The sequence below is a fragment of the Bradyrhizobium sp. I71 genome, from assembly GCF_022354745.1.
In the GTDB taxonomy this organism is placed as follows: Bacteria; Pseudomonadota; Alphaproteobacteria; order Rhizobiales; family Xanthobacteraceae; genus Bradyrhizobium; species Bradyrhizobium liaoningense.
This window is the reverse complement of the sequence record NZ_CP059398.1, coordinates 2,046,202-2,068,161: the sequence shown is the minus strand read 5'-3', so window position 1 is coordinate 2,068,161 and position 21,960 is coordinate 2,046,202. Positions and strand designations below refer to the sequence as shown.

The 21,960-nt window shown below is 64.7% G+C and carries 13 protein-coding genes; 4 read left to right on the top strand and 9 right to left on the bottom strand.

The window, feature by feature from the left end; genetic code table 11:
* Window positions 1-2 precede the first annotated feature (2 nt).
* The 3 genes from glgB to FJV43_RS10260 are packed head-to-tail and all read right to left on the bottom strand — an operon-like array spanning window position 3 to window position 7,385.
* Window positions 3-2,141, bottom strand: a complete 2,139-nt coding sequence (glgB, locus tag FJV43_RS10270) for a 1,4-alpha-glucan branching protein GlgB (RefSeq protein ID WP_239626697.1) — start codon at window positions 2,139-2,141, stop codon at window positions 3-5.
* A complete protein-coding gene (gene treS, locus FJV43_RS10265) occupies window positions 2,134-5,427 on the bottom strand; it encodes a maltose alpha-D-glucosyltransferase (RefSeq protein ID WP_239626696.1) in 3,294 nt (1,097 codons plus the stop codon). The genes glgB and treS overlap by 8 nt, the downstream gene beginning before the upstream one ends.
* Window positions 5,428-5,438: 11 nt before the next feature.
* Entirely contained in the window at window positions 5,439-7,385 is a 1,947-nt protein-coding gene (locus FJV43_RS10260) for a maltotransferase domain-containing protein (protein WP_239626694.1), read from the bottom strand.
* Between the two features lie 205 nt (window positions 7,386-7,590).
* Here FJV43_RS10260 and malQ point away from each other — a divergent pair, with 205 nt between their 5' ends.
* On the top strand, window positions 7,591-9,552 hold the full coding sequence (gene malQ / locus FJV43_RS10255; RefSeq protein WP_239626692.1) for a 4-alpha-glucanotransferase: 1,962 nt from the start codon (window positions 7,591-7,593) through the stop codon (window positions 9,550-9,552).
* Window positions 9,553-9,582: 30 nt separating this feature from the next.
* Entirely contained in the window at window positions 9,583-11,382 is a 1,800-nt protein-coding gene (locus tag FJV43_RS10250) for a glycoside hydrolase family 15 protein (protein WP_239626690.1), read from the top strand.
* Window positions 11,383-11,571: 189 nt separating this feature from the next.
* On the opposite strand, the gene FJV43_RS10245 is transcribed toward FJV43_RS10250, so the two are convergent.
* The 6 genes from FJV43_RS10245 to FJV43_RS10220 are packed head-to-tail and all read right to left on the bottom strand — an operon-like array spanning window position 11,572 to window position 19,069.
* Window positions 11,572-12,384, bottom strand: a complete 813-nt coding sequence (locus tag FJV43_RS10245) for an HAD family hydrolase (RefSeq protein ID WP_239626688.1) — start codon at window positions 12,382-12,384, stop codon at window positions 11,572-11,574.
* A complete protein-coding gene (locus FJV43_RS10240) occupies window positions 12,381-12,923 on the bottom strand; it encodes a gluconokinase (protein WP_239626687.1) in 543 nt (180 codons plus the stop codon). Before FJV43_RS10240 ends, FJV43_RS10245 begins: the two co-directional genes overlap by 4 nt.
* Window positions 12,910-13,659, bottom strand: a complete 750-nt coding sequence (gene pgl / locus FJV43_RS10235; protein ID WP_239626685.1) for a 6-phosphogluconolactonase — start codon at window positions 13,657-13,659, stop codon at window positions 12,910-12,912. Before pgl ends, FJV43_RS10240 begins: the two co-directional genes overlap by 14 nt.
* On the bottom strand, window positions 13,659-15,170 hold the full coding sequence (zwf, locus tag FJV43_RS10230; RefSeq protein WP_239626683.1) for a glucose-6-phosphate dehydrogenase: 1,512 nt from the start codon (window positions 15,168-15,170) through the stop codon (window positions 13,659-13,661). The genes pgl and zwf overlap by 1 nt, the downstream gene beginning before the upstream one ends.
* 37 nt (window positions 15,171-15,207) lie before the next feature.
* Window positions 15,208-16,206, bottom strand: coding sequence for a phosphogluconate dehydrogenase (NAD(+)-dependent, decarboxylating) (gnd, locus tag FJV43_RS10225; RefSeq protein WP_239626681.1), 999 nt, complete (start codon window positions 16,204-16,206; stop codon window positions 15,208-15,210).
* A gap of 13 nt (window positions 16,207-16,219) precedes the next feature.
* Window positions 16,220-19,069, bottom strand: a complete 2,850-nt coding sequence (locus FJV43_RS10220) for a bifunctional transaldolase/phosoglucose isomerase (RefSeq protein WP_239626680.1) — start codon at window positions 19,067-19,069, stop codon at window positions 16,220-16,222.
* Between the two features lie 200 nt (window positions 19,070-19,269).
* Here FJV43_RS10220 and FJV43_RS10215 point away from each other — a divergent pair, with 200 nt between their 5' ends.
* A complete protein-coding gene (locus FJV43_RS10215) occupies window positions 19,270-19,518 on the top strand; it encodes a hypothetical protein (protein ID WP_239626678.1) in 249 nt (82 codons plus the stop codon).
* 485 nt (window positions 19,519-20,003) lie between these two features.
* Window positions 20,004-21,947, top strand: coding sequence for a PrkA family serine protein kinase (locus tag FJV43_RS10210; RefSeq protein ID WP_239626676.1), 1,944 nt, complete (start codon window positions 20,004-20,006; stop codon window positions 21,945-21,947).
* Window positions 21,948-21,960 lie beyond the last annotated feature (13 nt).

Genomic DNA, 21,960 nt, shown 5'->3' with positions numbered 1-21,960 from the left:
AGTCAACTTTCCGGAACGAGAAAGATCGCAGCGAGCGGTGGAATGGTGAGGCGGAGCTCGCCGTCCTCGGCATGAACTTCGCCGATATTCCCGACATTGCTGCCGCCATAATGGGCGGAATCCGAGTTGAGCACTTCCTTCCACTTGCCGCCAAGGGGCACGGGAACGCGATAGTTCTGGTAGACGTTCGGCGAGAAGTTGACGATCACCAGGCACCGCGCGTGCTCGTCGAATCCCTTGCGCAGCCAGGCGAACACGTTGCGGTTGGCGTCATCGGTGACCAGCCATTCGAAGCCGGCCTGGTCGCAATCCATCTGGTGCAGCGCCGGCACCGCGCGATAGAGCCGGTTGAGATCGCGGATCAGCGCCTGGACGCCGGAATGGTACTTGTATTCGAGCAGGTGCCAGTCGAGCGACTGGTCGTGATTCCATTCGCGGCTCTGCGCGATTTCCGCGCCCATGAACAGCAGCTTCTTGCCGGGATGGCCGAACATGAAGCTGTAATAGGCGCGCAAATTGGCGAAGCGCTGCCACTCGTCGCCGGGCATGCGGCCGAGGATGGAGCGCTTGCCGTGCACGACCTCGTCATGCGACAGCGGCAGGATGAAGTTCTCCGAGAACGCGTAATGCAGGCCGAACAGGATCTCGCCGTGATGGTGCTTGCGGTGGATCGGATCCTTGCTGATGTAGTTCAGCGTGTCGTGCATCCAGCCCATGTTCCACTTGTAGCCGAAGCCGAGCCCGCCGAATTCGACCGGGCGCGAGACCTGCGGCCAGGCGGTGGACTCCTCGGCGGCCGTGGTCGCCTGCGGGAAGCGGGCGAACACTTCCGTGTTGAAGCGGCGCAGGAAGTCGATCGCCTCGATGTTCTCTCGGCCGCCATACTGGTTCGGAATCCACGCGCCGGGTGGCCGGCTGTAGTCGAGATAGAGCATGGACGCGACCGCATCGACGCGCAGTCCGTCGATCGCATAGCGCTCCAGCCAGAACAGTGCATTTGACACCAGGAAGTTCGTCACTTCGGTGCGGCCGTAATTGTAGATCAGCGTGCCCCAGTCGAGGTGGCGCCCCTGCAGCGGGTTGGCGTGCTCGTAGAGCGAGGTGCCGTCGAAATGGCCGAGCCCGTGCGGGTCATCGGGGAAATGACCGGGCACCCAGTCGAGCAGCACGCCGATGCCTTCGCGGTGGCAGGCATCGACCAGTGCCGCAAACTCGTCGGGTGTGCCGAAGCGGCTGGTCGGCGCATAGAGGCCGGTCGGCTGGTAACCCCACGAGCCGTCGAAGGGATGCTCGCTCACGGGAAGGAATTCGAGATGGGTGAAGCCCATGTCGCGGGCGTAGGCCGGCAGCTGCTCCGCCAGTTCGCGATAGGTCAGCCATTCATTGTCGTTCTTGCGCCGCCACGAGCCGAGATGGACCTCGTAGATCGACATCGGCGCCGACAGCGAATTGATGCCGTCGGGCGCCGGCCGCGGCCGCGGCAGGTGCGCTTCGTCGAAAACGATGGACGCCGTCTTCGGCCGTACCTGGCTCGCGAATGCCAGCGGATCGGATTTCAGCGGAATCAGATGACCATGCGGGCCGATGATCTCGAACTTGTAGTGATCGCCGGTCTTCGCATGCGGGATGAACAGCTCCCAATAGCCGCTGCCGCGCACCCGCATCGGATGGCGGCGACCGTCCCAGAAGTTGAAGTCGCCGACCACGGACACGCGGCGCGCATTCGGCGCCAGCACCACGAAGCCGATGCCGTCGACGCCGTCGAGCTGCATCGGGTGCGCGCCGAGCTTGTCGTAGAGGCGCTGATGGGTGCCTTCGCCGAGCAGGTAGAGATCAAAATCGGTCAGGATCGGCGGAAAACGGTAGGCATCCTCGAACTCGACAACGTCGTTGCCGAACTTTGCGCGGAGCTGGTAGTGCTTCGAGCCATTGGGCAGGGCGCCGATGAACAGGCCAGCGTCGTGGACGCGGTCGAGCGGGGCGACCTCGCCATGTTCGCCGACCGCCTCGACGTTGACGGCCTCGGGTAGAAACGCGCGCACCACGCTTCGACCACCCTCGGGATGCAGCCCGAGATAGTGGAAGGGATCGGAATGGCGGCCCTCGATGATCGCATAGGCCTCGGCAGGCAGTTTAGGCATGGGCTTCGCTCTCGGCACTGGACAGAATGCGAAGCAGTCCGGTCAGCGGCGCATGCAGCCCCTCAGGCCGGTAGGACAGCTCGTACTCTACTTCGTTGAATGCGTGATCAAGCAGGAAGAACCTCAACAGGCCTTCCGCGGCTCGCCGATCTTCCGGCCATAACCGCCGATCGGTCATGGTTTCGTGATAGGCCGACAAGAAGGTCGCGGTAGCACGCTCGCGCCATTCGTCGAGCGCCGCCGTGAGCCGGCCCTGCTCGTCGGAGCCGCCCTTGAGCGCGCGATTGAGGGCCGTGTCAATCGAAACTTCAATCGAGTGGATCAGGCCCGCGACGTCGCGCGCCGCCGGCGCCTTGCGCCGCTTGTCGGCCAGCGGCACACGCGGATCGCCGTCGAAGTCGATGATGAAGATATCGTCCTTCACGATCAGAGTTTGCCCCAGGCGGAAGTCGCCATGATGACGGATGTTCAACCCGCCGATCCCGGAAGGCAATAGCGCATTCAGTCGGTCGGACAGGCTCGCACGGGCCTCCGCGAGCTGATCGATCAGCGGGCGGTCCGCCTCCCGCAGTCCGTCGCGGCTCTCGGCCAGCCGGTCCAGAACCCGTTCGGCGCGTGCTTTGAGGTCGGATACCTGGCGCCTGATGTATGCGGAGCCGATCGGCTCCGGAGCGAGATCGTCCGGCTTTGCCGCCGCGAGAGCGACATGCAGCTCGCCGAGCCGCCGGCCGATCTGCGCGACGAAGTGCAGGTAAGGCGCCTGCTCCTGGGTCTCGCGGAGCTTCTCGCCCGCCGGCAACACGCGCTGCTCGTCGATATAGCGATCGAGATACCCCGTGGTCACGGTCCAGCCGTCGCCCTGGTTCTCGACATAGGCGTGCAGCACGCCGAGCGCGCTGCGCTGGTCACCCTCGACCAGTTCGACGCTGCCGAGCAGCGCCGGCGTATTGGCGAAGCGCGCGACCTCCGTGAGATAGTAGCCGATCTCGATCTCGGGGCTGATGCCGCTTTCGAGCTGGCGATAGATCTTGGCGACGTACTGGTTGTCGACCAGTGCGGTGCTGTTCGACTGCTCGATCGCGCGGATGCGTTCGGGCTCCTTGATGGTGTAGTCGGCGAAACGGCTGGTGGGCTTGAACTCCAGCCGCAGATTGTTTTCTTCCACCACCAGATGCTGCGACAGATTGCGCAGGAACAGGCCGATGAAGATCTGGTCGGTCGCGACGTCGAGCAGCGTGCCCTCGCGTGCGCCCTGGCGCACGGCAGCGAGCGCCCTGGGATTGAAGCGCTCGCGGTCGAAGCGGACCCATTCGATCTGCAGCGGCAGAACGTAGCGCGCGGCCGCGTCCCCTTGCCCGGTCTCGAAGAACGCGATCCAGGGCCTGTTGTCGCCGATGTCGCAGAACGGCACCGCCGAGGTCAGCGCGGTCTTGATCTGCTTGGGATTATGCTCGGGGTACCACCGCGTCCGTGACAGGAATCCCGGCAGCACGTCGCGCTCGAACACGCCGCGCTCGCGGGCGAGGGAGACCCAGTTCGAATTCACCGGCACGACCAGCGTTTCGAACTCCGGCACCGCGCGCGGCGTCACCGGCTCGGACTTGTCGCGTTCCAGCAGCTGGAACCAGTAGAAGCCGTAGGGCCCGAGCGTGATCATGTAGGGCAGTTCGCCGATCGCAGGGAAGCGCGTGCGGCCGAGCATCTCCTGCGGGATGCGGTCCTTCCACGGTGACAGGTCGAGCTCGGTCGCCTGCGCGGCGCGCGAGAGATTGGCGACGCAGAGGATCACCTCGTCGCGGTATTGCCGGACATAGGCCAGCACGGCGCGGTTGGCCGGGCGGATGAAGGTCATGCTGCCGCGGCCGAAGGCGAGCGTCGACTTGCGCACCGAGATCAGCCGTTTGGTGGCGCTGAGCAGCGAGGACAGGCTGCGCGACTGCGCCTCCACGTTCACGGATTCATAGCCGTAGACGGGATCCATGATCAGTGGCGCGTAGAGGCGGGCCGGGTCGCAGCGCGAGAAGCCGCCGTTGCGGTCCGGGCTCCACTGCATCGGCGTGCGCACGCCGTTGCGGTCGCCGAGATAGATGTTGTCGCCCATCCCGATCTCGTCGCCGTAATAGATGATCGGCGTGCCCGGGAACGACAGCAGCAGCGAGTTCATCAGCTCGATCTTGCGGCGGTCGTTGTCCATCAGCGGCGCAAGGCGCCGGCGGATGCCGACATTGATGCGCGCGCGCGGATCGTTGGCGTAGGTGGTCCAGAGATAGTCGCGCTCGACGTCGGTGACCATCTCCAGCGTCAGCTCGTCATGGTTGCGCAGAAACAGCGCCCATTGGCAGGTCGCGGGAATATCCGGCGTCTGGCGCAGGATGTCGGTGATCGGGAAGCGGTCCTCCTGCGCGATCGCCATGTAGATGCGCGGCATCAGCGGGAAATGGTAGGCCATGTGGCATTCGTCGCCGCGGCCGAAATATTCCTGCACGTCCTCCGGCCATTGATTGGCCTCGGCCAGCAGCAGCTTGCCCTTCGAATACGCGTCGAGCTCCTGGCGCAGCCGCTTGATGATGGTGTGCGTCTCGGGCAGGTTCTCGTTCGAGGTGCCCTCGCGCTCGCAGAGATAGGGAATGGCGTCGAGCCGGAAGCCGTCGACGCCGGCATCGAGCCAGCGCTTCATCACCTGGATGATGGCGCTGACCACGCGCGGATTGTCGAAATTGAGGTCCGGCTGGTGCGAGAAGAAGCGGTGCCAGTAGAACGCGCCGGCCTCGGGGTCCCAGGTCCAGTTCGATTTCTCCGTGTCGGTGAAGATGATGCGCGTGCCCTGGTATTTCTGGTCGGTGTCGCTCCAGACATACCAGTTGCGGGCGCTGGAGCCCGGATGGCTGCGGCGCGCGCGCTTGAACCATTTGTGCTGGTCCGAGGTGTGGTTGACGACGAGCTCGGTGATGACGCGCAGGCCGCGCTTCTGCGCTTCCTGGATGAAGCGCTTGAAATCCTTCATCGTCCCGAAATCGGGATTGACCGAGCCGTAATCGGCGATGTCGTAGCCGTCGTCGCGGCCGGGCGAGGGATAGAACGGCAGCAGCCACAGCGCGGTGACGCCGAGCTCCTGCAGATAGGGCAGCTTCTCGGTCAGTCCGGCGAAGTCGCCGATGCCGTCATTGTTGCTGTCGGCGAAGGCCTTGACGTGGAGCTGGTAGATGATGGCGTCCTTGTACCACAGCTCATCCACGATCTCGGCAACCTCGGCCTTCTTGGTGTCGACGGAAGACAGAACATTCATGGCGTGAACCTTTACGCCAGGCAGCGGAACAGGAGCGCCGGATCGCGGTCGGGATCAATACGCAACCTGATCCCGCCCCATTCGATGCGGGACCGTTCGCCGGTGAGAAGGTCTTCGAGTGCCGTCACATGGTGGCGCCGTCCACCGGCGTCAACGGTGACGTCGCCGAGCGGCAGCCAGCATTCACGCACATGACGCGAGAGTGCGATCACGATGACGACAGTGTTGGCCGGATCAGCCGCCTCCTTCGCGAAGGCGATCGTCTCGCCGTCCTCGATGCCGAGGAAGCGCAGATTGGCCGTCTGCTGCAGCGCCGCGTTCTCGTAGCGGACGCGGTTGAGCTCGGCGATGTAGGATTTGATGTTGCCGGGCTTGTCCCAGTCGCGCTGCCTGATCTGGTACTTCTCGGAATCGAGATATTCTTCGCGGCCGGGAATCGCTTCATGCTCCAGCAGCTCGAATCCGCCAAAGATGCCGTAATTGCCCGAGAGCGTCGCCGCCAGCGCGACGCGCGACTTGAATGCCCAGGCCTCTCCGCTCTGGAGGTGATAGGGCAACAGGTCGGCCGTGTTGACGAACATGTGCGGACGATAGAAGTCGCGTTCGGGATAGCGCGTCAGCTCGCCGAGATATTGCTCCAGCTCCCACCGCGAGGTGCGCCAGGGGAAATAGGTAAAGGACTGCGCAACGCCGAGCTTGGCGAGGCCCTTCATCAGCTTCGGCCGTGCGTAGGTCTTGGAGAACAGGATCACCTCGGGGTGACGGTGGCGGATGTCGCGGATCAGCCACTCCCAGAATGCAAGCGGTGCGGTGTCGTGATTGTCGATGGCGAAGATGGTCACGCCATGGTCGATCCAGAACAGCATGGCATCGCGAAACGCGTTCCATAGGCCGGCCCGATCCACCGAGCCGAAGTCGGGGATGACGATGTCGGAATAGGGGCCGTCCGCCGTCCGGACCGAGCGGTCCGGCCGCCATTTGAACCATTCCGGATGCTGCGTCAGCCAGGGATGGTCCGGCGAGCACTGCACGGCGAAGTCGAGCGCAAGCTCGAGGCCGTATTCGAGGCAGGTCGCGACCAGCGCGCGGAAATCCTCGATCGTGCCGAGCTCGGGATGCAGGGCATCGTGGCCGCCCTCGGCCGAGCCGATCGCATAGGGCGAGCCGGGATCGCCGTCGCGCGCCACCGGCGCATTGTTGCGGCCCTTGCGGCGGGTATGGCCGATCGGGTGGATCGGCGTGAAGTAGAGCACGTCAAAGCCCATGGCGGCGATGTCAGGCACGCGCGCGATGCAGTCGCGCAGCGTCCCATGCCGGCCCGGCAATGCGCTCTGGCTGCGCGGCATCATCTGATACCAGGCGCCGAAGCGCGCCTTGTCGCGGTCGACCGTCAGCGGGAAGAGCTCCGAGCGCGTCAGGTCGGGCCGGGACTGGCTCTCGGCCATGGCTTCGCCGAGCTCGGTTGCGAGCAGCGAATTGACGTCGCCGTTCCTGAGATAATCCTCGCACTGCCTGATGATGACCGCCGCTGCGTCCTGTCGCGCGCCATGCGCCTTGGTCAGGAGTCCGGCGCCCTCGATCGCATCGAGGCTGACATCGGCTCCCGCGCGCTGCTTGCGCGCGACCGCGTGAGACCAGGTGGCGAACTCATCGGTCCAGGCTTCGATCGCGTAGACATATTGGCCGGGCTCAACGGGCGTGAACGCACCGGACCAGCGGTCATTGCCGTGATGGGTCATCGGTTCGCTCCGCCATTCGCGCTCCTGCTCGCGGCGCCAGATCAGCGCGGCAGCGATCACGGCGTCGCCGCCGCGATAGATGTCTGCCCAGACCTCGACCGGTTCGCCCACGATCCGCTTCACCGCGAAGCGGCCGCCATCCACCGAGGGATAGACGTCCTCGATCAGGAAAGCGCTGCCGGCTGCGGCACTTTCGACAGTTTGAATTGTCTTGTTCACGGTGATGCCATTGACAAGAAAGCAGGGGCCCGTTTCCCTTGTCGGGAACCTACGCTTGATACCTATATAGAAAGCCGCTTGTGTGTCATTAGTTCCCCCCGGGAACGGCAGGCATGACTCGTGAGTTGAGCCCGACTAACGTCTTCCGCGACCTCGTTAAAATCGATGCCCTTGGCCAAACAATGGCCTGCAAGCTGCGTGCCGAATGGATCTTTTAGCTCAAGCCCGGATCAAGGGCGTTCAGTCCGAATTCGTTGACGCCCTCGGCAAGCTGCGCATCACCGCGCCCGAGGCGCTCAAATCCATCCTCGATGCCCTGCCGGAGAGGCGGGTCTACCGCTTCGTCAGCGGGCCGGTCGTGGTCCGCGCATTGGGACATCCGCGCACGGAATTGGCGGCGATCGGCACGCCGCCGCTGCAATGGAAAATCCTCGGCAACGGCAATGTGATCGCCCAAGGCGAGACGCGCGAGCCTGTGATCGCCTGGCCCGCCGGCCTGGCGCTCGGGTACCACCGCTTGACGCTGACCGATGCCGCAGGCGTGACGGAAGAGGTGCCGATGATCGTGGCGCCCGAGCGCGCCTTCGGCGGCGATTTCGACCGCGGCTGGCTGCTGGCCGTCCAGCTCTACAGCGTCCGTTCGGACCGCAATTGGGGCATCGGCGACTTCACCGACCTCGCAGGGCTGGTCCGGCTTGCCAAGCAGCTCGGGGCCGACGGCGTCGGGCTCAATCCGCTGCATGTCCTGTTCGACGACCACCCGGCCGATTGCAGCCCCTACTCGCCGAACAGCCGGCTTTTTCTCAACCCGCTCTATATCGATGTCGAGGCGATTCCCGAATTCTTGGCAGGCCTCGTGCCCGGCGCGGCGGCGACGGCCGCCCGCCTGCGCGAAGGTGACCGCGTCCCTTATGCCGACATGGCGGCGTTGAAATGGCGGGGTCTTCGCGCCGCCTTTGACAGCTTCGTGACAAGCGCGAGCGAGGCACGCCGCAAGGCGTTTGACGCCTTCCGTGCCGCCCGCGGGCCGCTGCTGTCCCGCTTTGCCTGCTTCGAGGTGCTGCGCCATCGCTTCAACGCCCCCTGGTGGGAATGGCCGCTGGAATGGCAGCAGCCGGATGAGGCGAAATGCGCCGAGCTGCGCAAGGGGCCGGACAAGCGCGAGGTCGAGTTCGTCGAATTCGTGCAATGGACCGCCGATAGCCAGTTGCACGCCGCCAAGGAGCTCGCCAGCCGGCTCGGCATGCGGGTCGGGCTTTATCTCGACGTTGCCGTCGGCGTGCAGTCCAACGGCTTCGATGCCTGGAACGAGCAGACGGCGATTTCCCGGCATCTCGCCGTCGGCGCACCACCCGATGTGCTCAACACCATCGGCCAGGACTGGGGTCTCGCCGGCTTCAACGCCGGGGGGCTCGAAGCGCAGTCCTTCGTGCCGTTCGCGGACATGCTCGCGGCGTCGATGCGCCATGCCGGCGCCATCAGGCTCGATCACGTGCTCGGCCTGAAGCGGCTTTATCTGGTGCCGCGCGGCTTCAAGCCCGACAACGGCGCCTATGTGCAGATGCCGTTCGAGGCGCTGCTGGCGGCCGTGGCGCGCGAGAGCGCGGCCCATCAATGCATCGTGATCGGCGAGGACCTCGGCACCGTGCCTGAAGGTTTTCGCGAGATGATGCAGGATTTCGGCATCTGGTCCTATCTCGTCATGATGTTCGAGCGCGACGATGCCGGCCATTTCCGCAATGTCGACCACTACAGGCCCAATGCGCTGGTCACGCTGAACACGCATGACCTGTCGACCTATGCCGGCTGGCGCTCCTTCAGCGACCTCAAGATGAAGCGCTCGCTCGGGCTCGATCCCGGCGAGAACGACCAGGCGCGCTGGGACGCGCTCGGCAGGCTCGACGAGATCCTGCGCCAGAACGGGATTCGAGCGAACGACCTCTATTCGGTGCTCGCCTTCCTGTCGCGCACGCAGTCCCGGCTGCTCGCGGTGTCAATGGAAGACCTGCTCGGCGTGATCGACCAGCCCAACATTCCCGGCACGATCGACGAGCACCCGAACTGGCGCCAGCGCCTTCCTGTTGCCCTCGACAAGATCGCGTCCAGGATCGATCTCGCGGCCTTGAAGGCCGCGACGCGGGAACGTTCATTGCCCGGCGGGAGTTGAACGGCCGGGGTTTCCCAGGGTTGTACGACATTGTCTCAGAGGATCGAGGACTATGCGCTGATCGGCGATTGCGAGACCGCGGCGCTGGTCGGGCGCAACGGCTCGATCGACTGGCTGTGCTGGCCTGCCTTCGATTCCGACGCCTGCTTTGCCGCCATCCTCGGCACGCCCAAGAACGGACGCTGGCTGATCGCGCCGAGCGAGACGGAGAACCGCATCACGCGGCGCTATCTCGGCAATACCCTCATTCTCGAAACGCGTTTTGAGACGAAGAGCGGCACCGTCGCGCTGATCGACTTCATGCCGCCGCGCGGCAAGGCGTCGGACATCGTGCGGCTGGTCCGCGGCATCCGTGGCACCGTGAAAATGCGGATGGAGCTCGTCATCCGCTTCGGCTTCGGCGTGGACATTCCCTGGGTGCGACGGATCGACCATTCCTTGATGGCCATCGCCGGCCAGGACATGACGGTGTTGCGCACGCCGGTCGAGACCCGCGGCGAGGACCTGACCACCGTCTCCGACTTCGAGGTGAAGGAAGGCGAGACCGTGCCCTTCGTGCTGACCTACGGCCCCTCGCATATCGAGCCGCCCGGGTCGATCGATCCGGAGGTCGCTCTCCAGGAGACCGAGAAGTTCTGGCAGGACTGGTGCAGCCATTGCACCCGCGACGGCGAATACCAAGATCTCGTCTTGCGCTCGCTGATCACGCTGAAGGCGTTGACCTTCGCCCCGACCGGCGGCATCGTCGCGGCACCCACCACCTCCTTGCCGGAAAAGCTCGGAGGCAGCAGGAACTGGGACTACCGCTTCTGCTGGCTGCGCGACGCCACCTTCACGCTGCTGGCACTGATGAACTCGGGCTACACCGAGGAAGCCTTGGCCTGGCACAATTGGCTGCTGCGCGCAGCCGCGGGTTCGCCGGCGAACATGCAGATCATGTACGGCATCTGGGGGCAGCGGCGGCTCTTGGAATGGGAGGCGGGCTGGCTCGGCGGCTATGAGGGCGCCCAGCCCGTGCGCGTCGGCAACGCAGCGCACGCGCAGCTCCAGCTCGACGTCTATGGCGAGTTGATCGATGCCTTTCACCAGTCGCGCATGGCCAAGCTCCAGCTCGACGACGAGACCTGGGCGCTGGAATGCGCCGTGCTCAATCATCTGGCCGAGGTCTGGGACCGGCCCGATCACGGCATCTGGGAGCGGCGCGGACAGCCCAAGCACTACGTCTTCTCCAAGGTGATGACCTGGGTCGCATTCGATCGCGGCATCAAGAGCGCCGAGACCTTCGGCTTCAAGGCGCCGCTCCTGCATTGGCGCACCTTGCGCGATGCGATTCATCGCGACGTCTGCAACAGGGGCTTCGACGCGGAGGAGAACGCCTTCGTCGAATCCTACGGCTCGAAACTGCTCGACGCCAGCGTGCTGCTGTTGCCGGCCGTCGGCTTCCTGCCGGCATCGGATCCGCGCATCCGCGGCACCATTGCTTCCGTCGAGACATGCCTGATGCGCGACGGCTTCGTGCTGCGGCATGATCCGCGCGAGCTGCCGGCGGACCAGCCGCCGCTCGAAGGCGCGTTCCTGGCCTGTAGCCTGTGGCTCGCCGATGCCTATGTGCTGTCAGGCGATCTCGACAAGGCGCAAGCCTTGCTCGATCGCGTGGCCGGGATTGCCAACGACGTCGGCCTGCTGGCCGAGGAATATGATTCAGTCGCACGGCGCCAGACCGGCAATTTCCCGCAGGCGCTGACCCACATCGCGCTGATCAACACGGCGCAAAATCTGTCGGCGGCAAGGCAGGAGAGCGAGAAGGCGGCGGTGCAGCGGTCGAAGTAAGCTGGTGCTCCGAGGGAGGTGCGCTCCCTCTCCCGCCTGCGGGAGAGGGTTGGGGAGAGGGTATCTCCACTCGCGAGAACCCCCAAGAGGAGAGAACCCTCACCCGCCGCGGCGCGGCGACCTCTCCCGCAAGCGGGAGAGGTTACAGCGAGCCCGCGGCTTGATCCGCCCGTTCAAGGCCAATTAGCTCTAGCCAATCCCGTTCCGCTTCAGGATCATCTCCATCGCCTCGGCAAAACCGTCCTGCTCGTTGCTCGCGGTGACGTGGGTGGCCTGGTCCTTGACGTTGTCGGCAGCGTTGCCCATGGCGATCGAGGTGCCGCTGACGCGGAACATGGCAAGGTCGTTCTGCATATCGCCGATGGTGGCGACCGCGTCGGTGGCGATGCCCAGGCGCTTTGCCATGGCCTTGACGAAGGTGCCCTTGTCGAACCCGGGTGGGGTGATGTCGAGATAGTAGGTCTGCGAGCGCACCGCGGTGGCTTCGCTGCCGAGCGCCTCCTGCATCGCCTTCTCGCAAGCCGCGAGCCCGGCGGCATCGGCACTGGCGCCGACGATCTTGCAGGCGCTCGAAAGGTAGGGCGAGAAATCGGACACGATGGTGGGGTCGGCGCGGATCGTGTGCTGCTCGTGGGCGACGTAGCTGCCGCTGGGATTGTCGATCAGCCATTTGTCGGTGGTGAAGAGCCAGATGTCGGCGCCGAATTCGCGGAGGATCTGCAAGGACCGCTCGGCCGCGCTCGCGGGGATCAGGTGCTGCTCGACCGGCCTCATCTCGGGATCGACGATCGAGGAGCCGTTGAACGGGCCGACCGGCAGCCACAGCGCCAACGGCTCGATCAGGAAGCGCATGCCGATCGCGGGGCGGCTGGAGGTGATGGTGAAGCCGATGCCGGCCTGGTGCAGCCGCTGCACCGCGCCTCTCGCGCGCTCGGTCAACGTCTTGTCCTTGGTCAGCAGCGTGCCGTCGACATCGGAGACCACGAGTGAGATTTGCGTCATGGCAGGACCTTGGGTATTGCGCTGCCCAGCTTCAATTGGCGCACCACGCCGTCCACGATCGCTTCGACGGATTCGTCGATCGAGACGGTGACGACGTGCTCGCTGGCCTCGGGCGGCTCCAGCGTGTTGAATTGGCTCGTCAGCAGCTCGGGCGGCATGAAGTGCCCCTTGCGATGGGCCAGCCGTTCGGCGATCAGCTCCTTCGTGCCCTTCAGGAAGACGAAGCGAACGTCGTCGCGACCGCGCAGCAGCACGTCGCGATAGCCGTGCTTCAGCGCCGAGCAGGCGATGATGACGTGCTCGCCGCGTCCGCACACGCGCGCGATCTCGTCGGCGATGGCGTTCAGCCAGGGCCAGCGGTCTTCGTCGGTGAGCGGATGGCCGGCCCGCATCTTCTCGACGTTGCTGGCGGGATGGAAGCTGTCGCCGTCCTCGAAACGCCAGCCGAGCCGCTCGCCGAGCGCCTTCGCAACCGTGCTCTTGCCCGAACCCGACACGCCCATCACGATCAATGCACAAGGTGCTTCAGCGTGGCCCACGAATTTCCTCCGGAAGCGCGGCCTGGTCGACCAGCCAGACGGTCTCGCCATTCGAGCGCGCGCGCAAGGCCGGCAGATTCTCGCCATTGAGGAGGCGCGTCAAGATCGGTCGCTTGTCGTGCCCGGCAATCTCGAACAGCATCTCGCGGCAGGAGGCCAGAACGGGCAGGGTGAGCGAGACCCGCGGCACGAAGGGCGCGACATTGGCTTTGGCGACGCCGACGACCCAGCGCCGGGTCTCTTCGATCTCGGGATAACCCGGAAATAGCGAGGCGGTGTGGCCGTCCGGCCCGGCGCCCATCAGGACGAGATCGAACAGCGGGCGCTGCGGATCGAGCCGGTCTGCGCCATAGAAGGCCTGCAGCTCGTTTGCATAGGCGTCCGCGCTGGCATCCGGAGTCTCGGCCGTGGTCGGAATCGGGTGGATGTGGCCGGCGGGCGCATTGCGATCGAGAAACGCCGCACGCGCGATCGCCATGTTGTTGAGGGGATCGCTCTCGGGCACGAAGCGCTCGTCGCCGATGAACCAGTGCACGCGGTCCCACGGAATCCGGCCGCGCCAGGCTTCGCTGCCGAGCAACTGATAGAGCTTCTTCGGGCTGGAGCCGCCGGTGAGGCAGATCGCGATCCGTCCGGGATTGGCCGCGAGCCGCGCCGTCACCCGTTCGGCCGCGGCGCGGGCAAGAGCTTCGGCATCAGCTTCGACGATCAGCTTCGGCTGGTCGGCCGCCGCCATCACGAGTACTTCCGCCAGCTTCGCCCGTCGCGCCGCAGCAGCTCATCGGCGCAGGCGGGGCCGTCGCTTCCGGCTTCATAGGTCTCGATGCCGTTGGTGCCGGCGCTTGTCCAGGCGTCCAGGAACGGCTGCACCGCCTGCCAGCCGGCCTCGACGCCGTCGGCGCGCTGGAACAGGATATTGTCGCCGATCATGCAGTCGTAGATCAGCGTCTCGTAGCCGGTCGAGGGATCGACGCGGAAGTAGTCGCCGTAGCGGAACTTCATCTCGACGCCGTCGATGGTGATGCTTGGCCCCGGAATCTTGGCGTTGAACTGCAGCTCGATGGTCTCGGTCGGCGCGATGCCGATGGTCAGGAAATTCTGCGACAGGCGGTCGATGTCCGTGCCTGAGAACATCGACAGCGGCGCCTGCTTGAACTTGATCGCGACTTCCGTGCGCTTGTGCGCCAGCGCCTTGCCCGTGCGCAGATAGAACGGTACGCCGGCCCAGCGCCAATTGTCGATCATCAGCTTGAGCGCGACATAGGTCTCGGTGGTGCTGCCGGGCTTGATGTCCGCGGTCTTGCGGTAGTCCGGAATCTCCTCGTCGCCGATGCGGCCGGCGAGATACTGCGCGCGCACTGAGCTCCTCAGCGCTTCCTCCCGGCTCGGCCGCTGGATCGCGGTGAGCACCTCGGCCTTCTCGGAGCGGACCGAATGGGCATCGAAGCGCGTCGGCGGCTCCATCGCGACGAGGGACATCAGCTGGAACAGATGGTTCGGCACCATGTCGCGCAGTGCACCGGTGGCATCATAGAAGCCGCCGCGATGGCCGACGCCGAGCTTCTCCTCCACCGTGATCTGGATGTGGTCGATGTGGTTGCGATTCCAGATCGGCTCGAACATGCCGTTGGCGAAGCGCAGCACCAGGATGTTCTGCACCGTTTCCTTGCCGAGATAGTGATCGATCCGGTAGATCTGGTGTTCGTCCATGATCTTCAGGAGCTCGGCGTTGAGCGCGCGGGCCGAGGCGAGGTCGGTGCCGAACGGCTTCTCGATCACCAGCCGCCGCCAGGCGCCGTTCTCCTTCATCAATCCGGTGCGGCCCAGCTCCCGCGCGGTCGGCGCGAATGCGGCCGGCGGAGTCGCGAGGTAGAACAGGCGGTTGCCGCCGGTGCCTTGCGAGCACTCTAGAGAATCCAGATGCTCGCGCAAGCGGTCGAACGACGGCGGGTCCTTCGGATCGGCCTCGACGAAGGTGACGCATTGCAGCAGCTGCCTGGCGATGTCATCGTCGACAGGCCGCGTCGCAAATTCGCGCAGGCCCTTCATCAGGCCGTCGCGCAGCTCGTCATCCGACTGGCTCTTGCGGGCGACGCCGACGACGCAGAATTTTTCCGGCAACAGATTCTCGGCCGCCAGATTATACAGCGATGGCATCACCAGCCGATGGGTCAGGTCGCCGGTCACGCCAAAGATGACGAAGGCGCAATTTTCCGGCTTGCGCTTTGGCTGCGGGTCTTTTGTCACGAATGGTCGGCCTTCGCTTGTTACGTCCTGCTTGATCTCATTTGGGCTTCGCCGCGCCCGGCTGCTTCGGCTCCTTGTGGCCGCCGAACCCTGCACGCATCGCAGAGAGAATTTTTTCGGCGAATGTGTGTTCCTTGCGGGAACGGAAACGTGTGTAGAGCGCCGCGGTCAAGACTTCGGCCGGCACCGCCTCGTCGATCGCAGCATTCACGGTCCAGCGGCCTTCGCCGGAATCCTCGACGAAGCCTGAATATTCCGACAGAAGCGGGCTGTCGGCGAGTGCGGTCGAGGTGAGGTCGAGCAGCCAGGACGGAATCACGCTGCCGCGCCGCCACACTTCGGCGATGTCGGCGAGATCCAAATCGTAGCGGTGATCCGCCGGCAAGGCCTCGATGTTGGCATTCTTGAGAATGTCGAAACCTTCGGCATAGGCCTGCATCAGGCCGTATTCGATGCCGTTGTGGATCATCTTGACGAAGTGGCCGGCGCCCACCGGGCCGGCATGGATGTAGCCCTGCTCGATGCGGGGATCGCGGCCCTCGCGTCCCTCCGTGCGCGGAATGTCGCCGGCGCCGGGCGCGAGCGCGGCGAAGATCGGATCGAGCCGGTCGACCACCTGCTTCTCGCCGCCGATCATCATGCAATAGCCGCGGTCGAGCCCCCAGACGCCGCCGGAGGTGCCGACGTCGACATAGTGGATGCCGCGCGCCTTCAATGCCTTGCCGCGGCGGACGTCGTCCTGCCAGAAGGTGTTGCCGCCGTCGATGATGACGTCGCCTGGCTGCATCACGCCTGCGACTGTGTCGATCGTCGTCTCCGTGATGTGTCCCGCAGGCAGCATCACCCAGGCGGTGCGCGGCCGCTCGAGTTTCGAGACGAACTCTTCCAGAGTCGCCGAACCTGTCGCACCGTCGGCGGCAAGGCCGGCGACGGCCTTGGCGTCCTTGTCGTAGACCACGGTCGAATGTCCCTGTCGCATCAGGCGGCGAACGATGTTGCCGCCCATCCGGCCGAGGCCGATCATGCCGAGTTGCATGTGAGAGATTCCCTTAGTTCAGCGCGTCGTTGAGCGCCGCATTGAGCGCCGCGAGGCCTTTCTTGACTCCGCCCTTCAGGTGCACACGCAGCGCACGCCGGCCGCGTTCGGTGAGCACGTCGAAATCGCCGCGTGCCTGCGCCGCCTTGATGACGCCAAAGCTGGCCTTCTGCCCCGGCACCGGCAGATCCCTGGCATCGTCCGCCGTGATCTGGAGGAACACGCCGCTGTCGGGGCCACCCTTGTAGGCCTGTCCGGTGGAGTGCAGGAAGCGCGGTCCGAACTCGGCGCAGGTCGCGACGTGCCGCTTCTCGCGCACTTCGAGCCGCATGGCCTGGAGCGCGTCGATCGTCGCCTTGTCACGCGCGATATAGCCGAGCAGGGCGACATAGTCGCCATGGTTCGAGCGGGAGAGATGCGCCTTCAGCCAGGAGGTGAGGTCGCCATTGGCGCCGGCGGCGCGCAGTGCGGTGGCGTTGGCTTCGTCGGTGTAGAGATCGGCCTCGTCGGTGCTGACCACCGGCTGCTCTTCCGGCAGCGCGCCGGTCTTCTCGAACGCGGCGGTGAGCTCGCGGGTCTTGATCTTGGCCGCTTCCACGTCCGGCTGGTCGAACGGATTGATGCCGAGGATCGCGCCGGCGACCGCCGTCGCCATCTCGAAGCGGAAGAACTCCTGGCCGAGATGCTCGATCGACTTCATGACGATGCGCACGACGGGATGGCCCGCCGCCTCGATCGCGGCGAGCTTGGAGTCATGGGCGGCGTCCGCTTCGCCGTCGACACGGATGTCGATGAAGAACCGGTCGTTGCCATAGACGCTGGGATCGCCGAGCGGCTCACCCTCGATCGGGATCAGGCCCTTGCCTTCCTTGCCGGTGGACTCCGCGATGAGCTGCTCGGCCCAGGCGCCGAAATCGGCGATCTTCTTCGACGCCAGGATCGTCACCTTGTCGCGGCCCTCGAGGCCTGCGAGGCCCATGGCGAGGCCAAGCTGCACGCCCGGGTTCTCAGCTGGCGGCACGTCCGGCCCGCAGGAGCGGGCCATCGCCAGCGCATGCTTGATGAAGGTCTTGACGTCGACGCCCGCGGTCGCCGCCGGCACGAGGCCGAAGGGCGATAGCACCGAATAGCGGCCGCCGATCGAGGGCTCGCCATGGAAGATGCGGGCATAGCTCAGCTTCTTAGCCGCCTTCTCCAGCGACGAGCCGGGATCGGTGACCGCGATGAAGCGATGGCCGGTCTTCACCTTCGGCCCGACGGCCTTGGCAACCCGCTCATGGAAATAGTCCTTCATCGCGTTCGGCTCTGTGGTGCCGCCGGACTTGCTGGAGACGATGAACACGGTGTTGGCGATGTCGATCTTCGCCTCCATCGCCCGCACCTGCGCCGGATCGGTGGAATCCAGCACATGCAGTTTCGGGAAGCCGGGCTTCTTGCCAAAGGTCTCGGCCAGCACCTCGGGCCCCAGGCTCGATCCGCCCATGCCGAGCACGACGGCATCGGAGAATTTCTGGCCCTTCACGCGGCCGGCATAGTCCTCGTAGTCGGCAATGTCGGCCTTGGCCGCGCTGTCGAGCCAGCCCAGCCACTTGTCCTCGTCCGCACCGGTCCAGACCGACTTGTCGCGCTGCCAAAGCCTGCGGATCTTGGCGGACGCCCGCCAGTCCTCGGTGCTCTTGGCCACGGCTTTGCCCAGCCCGTCGCCGAGCGAGAGAAGCTGGCGGTCGAGTGCGGGCCCGAGCACGACCGCGCGCTTGTGCGCGACGGCGCCGTAGAGCTTGTCGGCGGCATCCGCAAACAGCTTGACGCCGTCCTTGACCAGCTCCTCGGTGATCGCCTCGAGCGAGATGCCGGAGCGCTCCAGCTCCTCCAGCACGCGCCTTGCGTCCTCGATGTTCTCCTCCAGGCTGTCGCGCGGCTTGCCATGGTCGCGGAACGCATCCAGCGTCGCCGGCGGCACGGTGTTGATGGTGTTGGGACCGATCAGCTCCTCGACATAGAGGACGTCGCTGTAGTCCTTGTTCTTGGTGCCGGTGGAGGCCCACAGCATGCGCTGCGGCTTGGCGCCCTTGGCGGCGAGCTTCTCCCAGCGGGGACCCGAGAACAGGCGCTTGTAGTCCTGATAGGCGAGCTTGGCATTGGCGATCGCGACCTTGCCCTTGAGCGCGGCGAGCCTTTCCTTCTCGGACGGATCGTTGGCGCGCGCGATCTTCTCGTCGAGCTGCTTGTCGACCACCGAGTCGATGCGGCTGACGAAGAAGCTCGCCACGCTCGCGACATGCGAGGGGTCACCGCCGCCTGCGACGTATTTTTCGAGGCCGGCGATGTAGGCTTCGGCCACCTCGAGGTATACCGCCTTGGAGAACAGCAGCGTGATGTTGATGCTGATGCCGTCGCCGATCAGCTGCTCGATCGCCGGCAGGCCCTCCGGCGTTGCCGGCACCTTCACCATCAGGTTCTTGCGACCGACGTCCTTCCAGAGCCGCCGCGCCTCGGCGACCGTGCCGGCGGTGTCCATCGCGAGATAGGGCGAGACCTCCAGGCTGACATAGCCGTCGCCGCCCTTGAGGCGGTCATAGACCGGGCGGAGCACATCGGCGGCGTTCTGGATGTCCTCGACCGCGACGGCCTCGAACAGGTCGGCCACGTTCCGGTCGCCGCGCTTCAGCGCCTTGCCGATCGGAGCATCGTATTCGTCGGAGCTGCCGATCGCCTTCTCGAAGATCGATGGATTGGAGGTGACGCCCTTGACGCCGTCGGTGTCGATCAGCCGCTTCAGGTCACCCTTGGCGATGAAGCCACGGGCCAGGAAGTCCAGCCAGACCGCTTGTCCGTGCTTTTCCAGTTCTTTGACGGGATTCATGATGCTTATTTTCTCCAAGCCTGCGGACGAGGGGGTTTCCGCGCCGGTCCTGACGCGCTATCCTCTAGCTTACATGCTCCCGGGAGGGAACCAATCAAGGGTATGTGCGTCATACCCTCCGGTGTAACTCCGTCGCGATCATGGCGATCCAGGCGGGTGTTGTGATGTCGTGTGGCCGCGAAGGGCCATGCTGAAAACACATGTTCCCCGTCATGAAGATTTGGCGCTGGCCGTTGCCGACAGCCAGCGATGGGGTGCGTCTGCGGTCAGCGCCGACGGATTGCGTGATCTCAAATTCCAGTCGATGCGCGACGCGACTGCGGCTGCTGGTCGCGGCGGGCCTTGCCATGATCTTGCTCAGCGCAAGCCTTGCCATCGACTGGTGGGATGGTCTCAGCGACGACGAGACGACGATGGCAATGTCGGCATCGCGCCGACATTTCGGTTGAAGCATGCCGCAGCCGCGGGATGATCGCATCGTCATCCGGTCGGAGGGCCTGGCGACCGATTTTGATACACTGTTGCGCGCTTGCCGCGACTGTCACGCTGCCAGCAGCCCGCGCACTGCATTGCAGCAGGAAGATGAACGCGGTCCCCAAGGCTCGGCGTACAAGGCTTCGCCGTACAAGTGTCATAAGATCGCCGCGCCCGGATCGCTATGCTGCATTGCCGGATGGACGTATCCCCGGGAATGCCCGGATGTTGCGACCGAGTGACATTTTCTGGAAATGAGCCAATATAGACAAAGATTCGCACAAATTACAGGCATGTGCCTGTTCGTAACTCAGAGAGTGCCTACGTTGTGCGTTGCGTCGAGTTGGCACCCGGGTGTCCAATGATCGTCATGTGCTCACGCTGATTCGAAACGGCCTGAGGAACGGTCCGGTAACTGCTTTCGTTTCAGCTTGTAGCGGAACTCACGCGGAGAGGGATCATGTACAACGATTCTTTATTCAACGCTTTCGCTCGGTCGTTCGAGGCGAGAAGCCAGCACGACATGTCGATGGCGGAATATCTGGAATCGTGTCGAAGCGATCCCATGAAATACGCGAACGCGGCCGAACGACTGCTAGCGGCGATCGGTGAGCCCCAGACGATTGACACGGCCAAGGACCCACGCCTTGGCCGTATTTTTTTGAACCGCACGATCCGCACCTATCCGGCCTTCGCCGGCTTCTACGGCATGGAGGAAACGATCGAGCGCATCGTCGGTTTCTTCCGTCATGCGGCGCAGGGCCTGGAGGAGCGCAAGCAGATCCTTTATCTGCTCGGCCCGGTCGGCGGCGGCAAGTCCTCGCTCGCCGAGCGGCTGAAGTCGCTGATGGAAGTGCATCCGATCTACGTGCTCAAGGCCGGCGACGAACTCTCGCCCGTGTTCGAAAGCCCGCTCAGCCTGTTCGATCCCGATCAGCTCGGCCCGATGCTGGAAGAGAAGTACGGCATTCCGCGCCGTCGACTCACCGGCCTGATGAGCCCGTGGTGCTACAAGCGGCTCGAGGCCTTCGGCGGCGACATTTCCCAGTTCCGGGTCGCAAAAATCCAGCCGTCGCGGCTGCGTCAGGTCGCGATCGCCAAGACCGAGCCCGGTGACGAGAACAACCAGGACATCTCCTCGCTGGTCGGCAAGGTCGACATCCGCAAGCTCGAGACCTACGCCCAGAACGATCCCGACGCCTACAGCTATTCCGGCGGCCTCAACCGCGCCAACCAGGGCGTGCTCGAGTTCGTCGAGATGTTCAAGGCGCCGATCAAGATGCTGCACCCGCTGCTGACCGCAACGCAGGAAGGCAACTACATCGGCACCGAGAACATCGGCGCGATCCCGTTCACCGGCGTGATCCTGGCGCACTCCAACGAAGCGGAGTGGGCGAGCTTCAAGGCCAACAAGAACAACGAAGCCTTCATCGACCGCATCTGCGTCATCAAGGTGCCGTACTGCCTGCGCGTCACCGAGGAGCAGAAGATCTACGAGAAGCTGATCCAGGGCTCGGAGCTCGCGGCTGCGCCCTGCGCACCCTCGACCCTGGAGACGCTGGCGCGGTTCTCGGTGATGTCGCGGCTGCGCAAGCATGAAAACTCCACGATCTACGCCAAGATGCGGGTCTATGACGGTGAAAGCCTGAAGGAATCCGATCCGAAGGCGCGCAGCGTCCAGGAATATCGCGATGCCGCCGGCGTCGATGAGGGCATGGACGGCGTCTCCACCCGCTTCGCCTTCAAGATCCTGGCCGCGACCTTCAACCACGATCCGCAGGAGGTCGCCGCCGACGCCGTGCATCTGATGTACGCCCTCGAGCAGTCCATCAAGCGCGAGCAGCTGCCCGAGGAGGTCGAGAAGCGCTATCTCGAATTCATCAAGGCGGATCTGGCACCGCGTTATGCCGAGTTCATCGGTAACGAGATCCAGAAGGCCTATCTCGAATCCTACTCGGATTATGGCCAGAACCTGTTCGATCGCTACGTCGACTATGCCGACGCCTGGATCGAGGACCAGGACTTCAAGGATCCCGACACCGGCCAGCTGCTCGATCGCGAGCTTTTGAACCAGGAGCTGACGAAAATCGAGAAGCCGGCGGGGATCGCCAACCCCAAGGACTTCCGCAACGAGGTCGTCAAATTCTCGTTACGGTCGCGGGCCCAGAACGGCGGCAAGAATCCGACCTGGACCTCCTATGAGAAGATTCGCGATGTGATCGAAAAGCGGATATTCTCCCAGGTCGAGGACCTGCTTCCGGTCATCTCCTTCGGGTCGAAGAAGGACGGCGAGACGGAGAAGAAGCACGGCGAGTTCGTGGCACGCATGGTGGAGCGCGGCTACACCGAGCGTCAGGTTCGCCGGCTCGTCGAATGGTACATGCGCGTGAAGCAGGCCGGTTGAGGCGCCTGGGAGG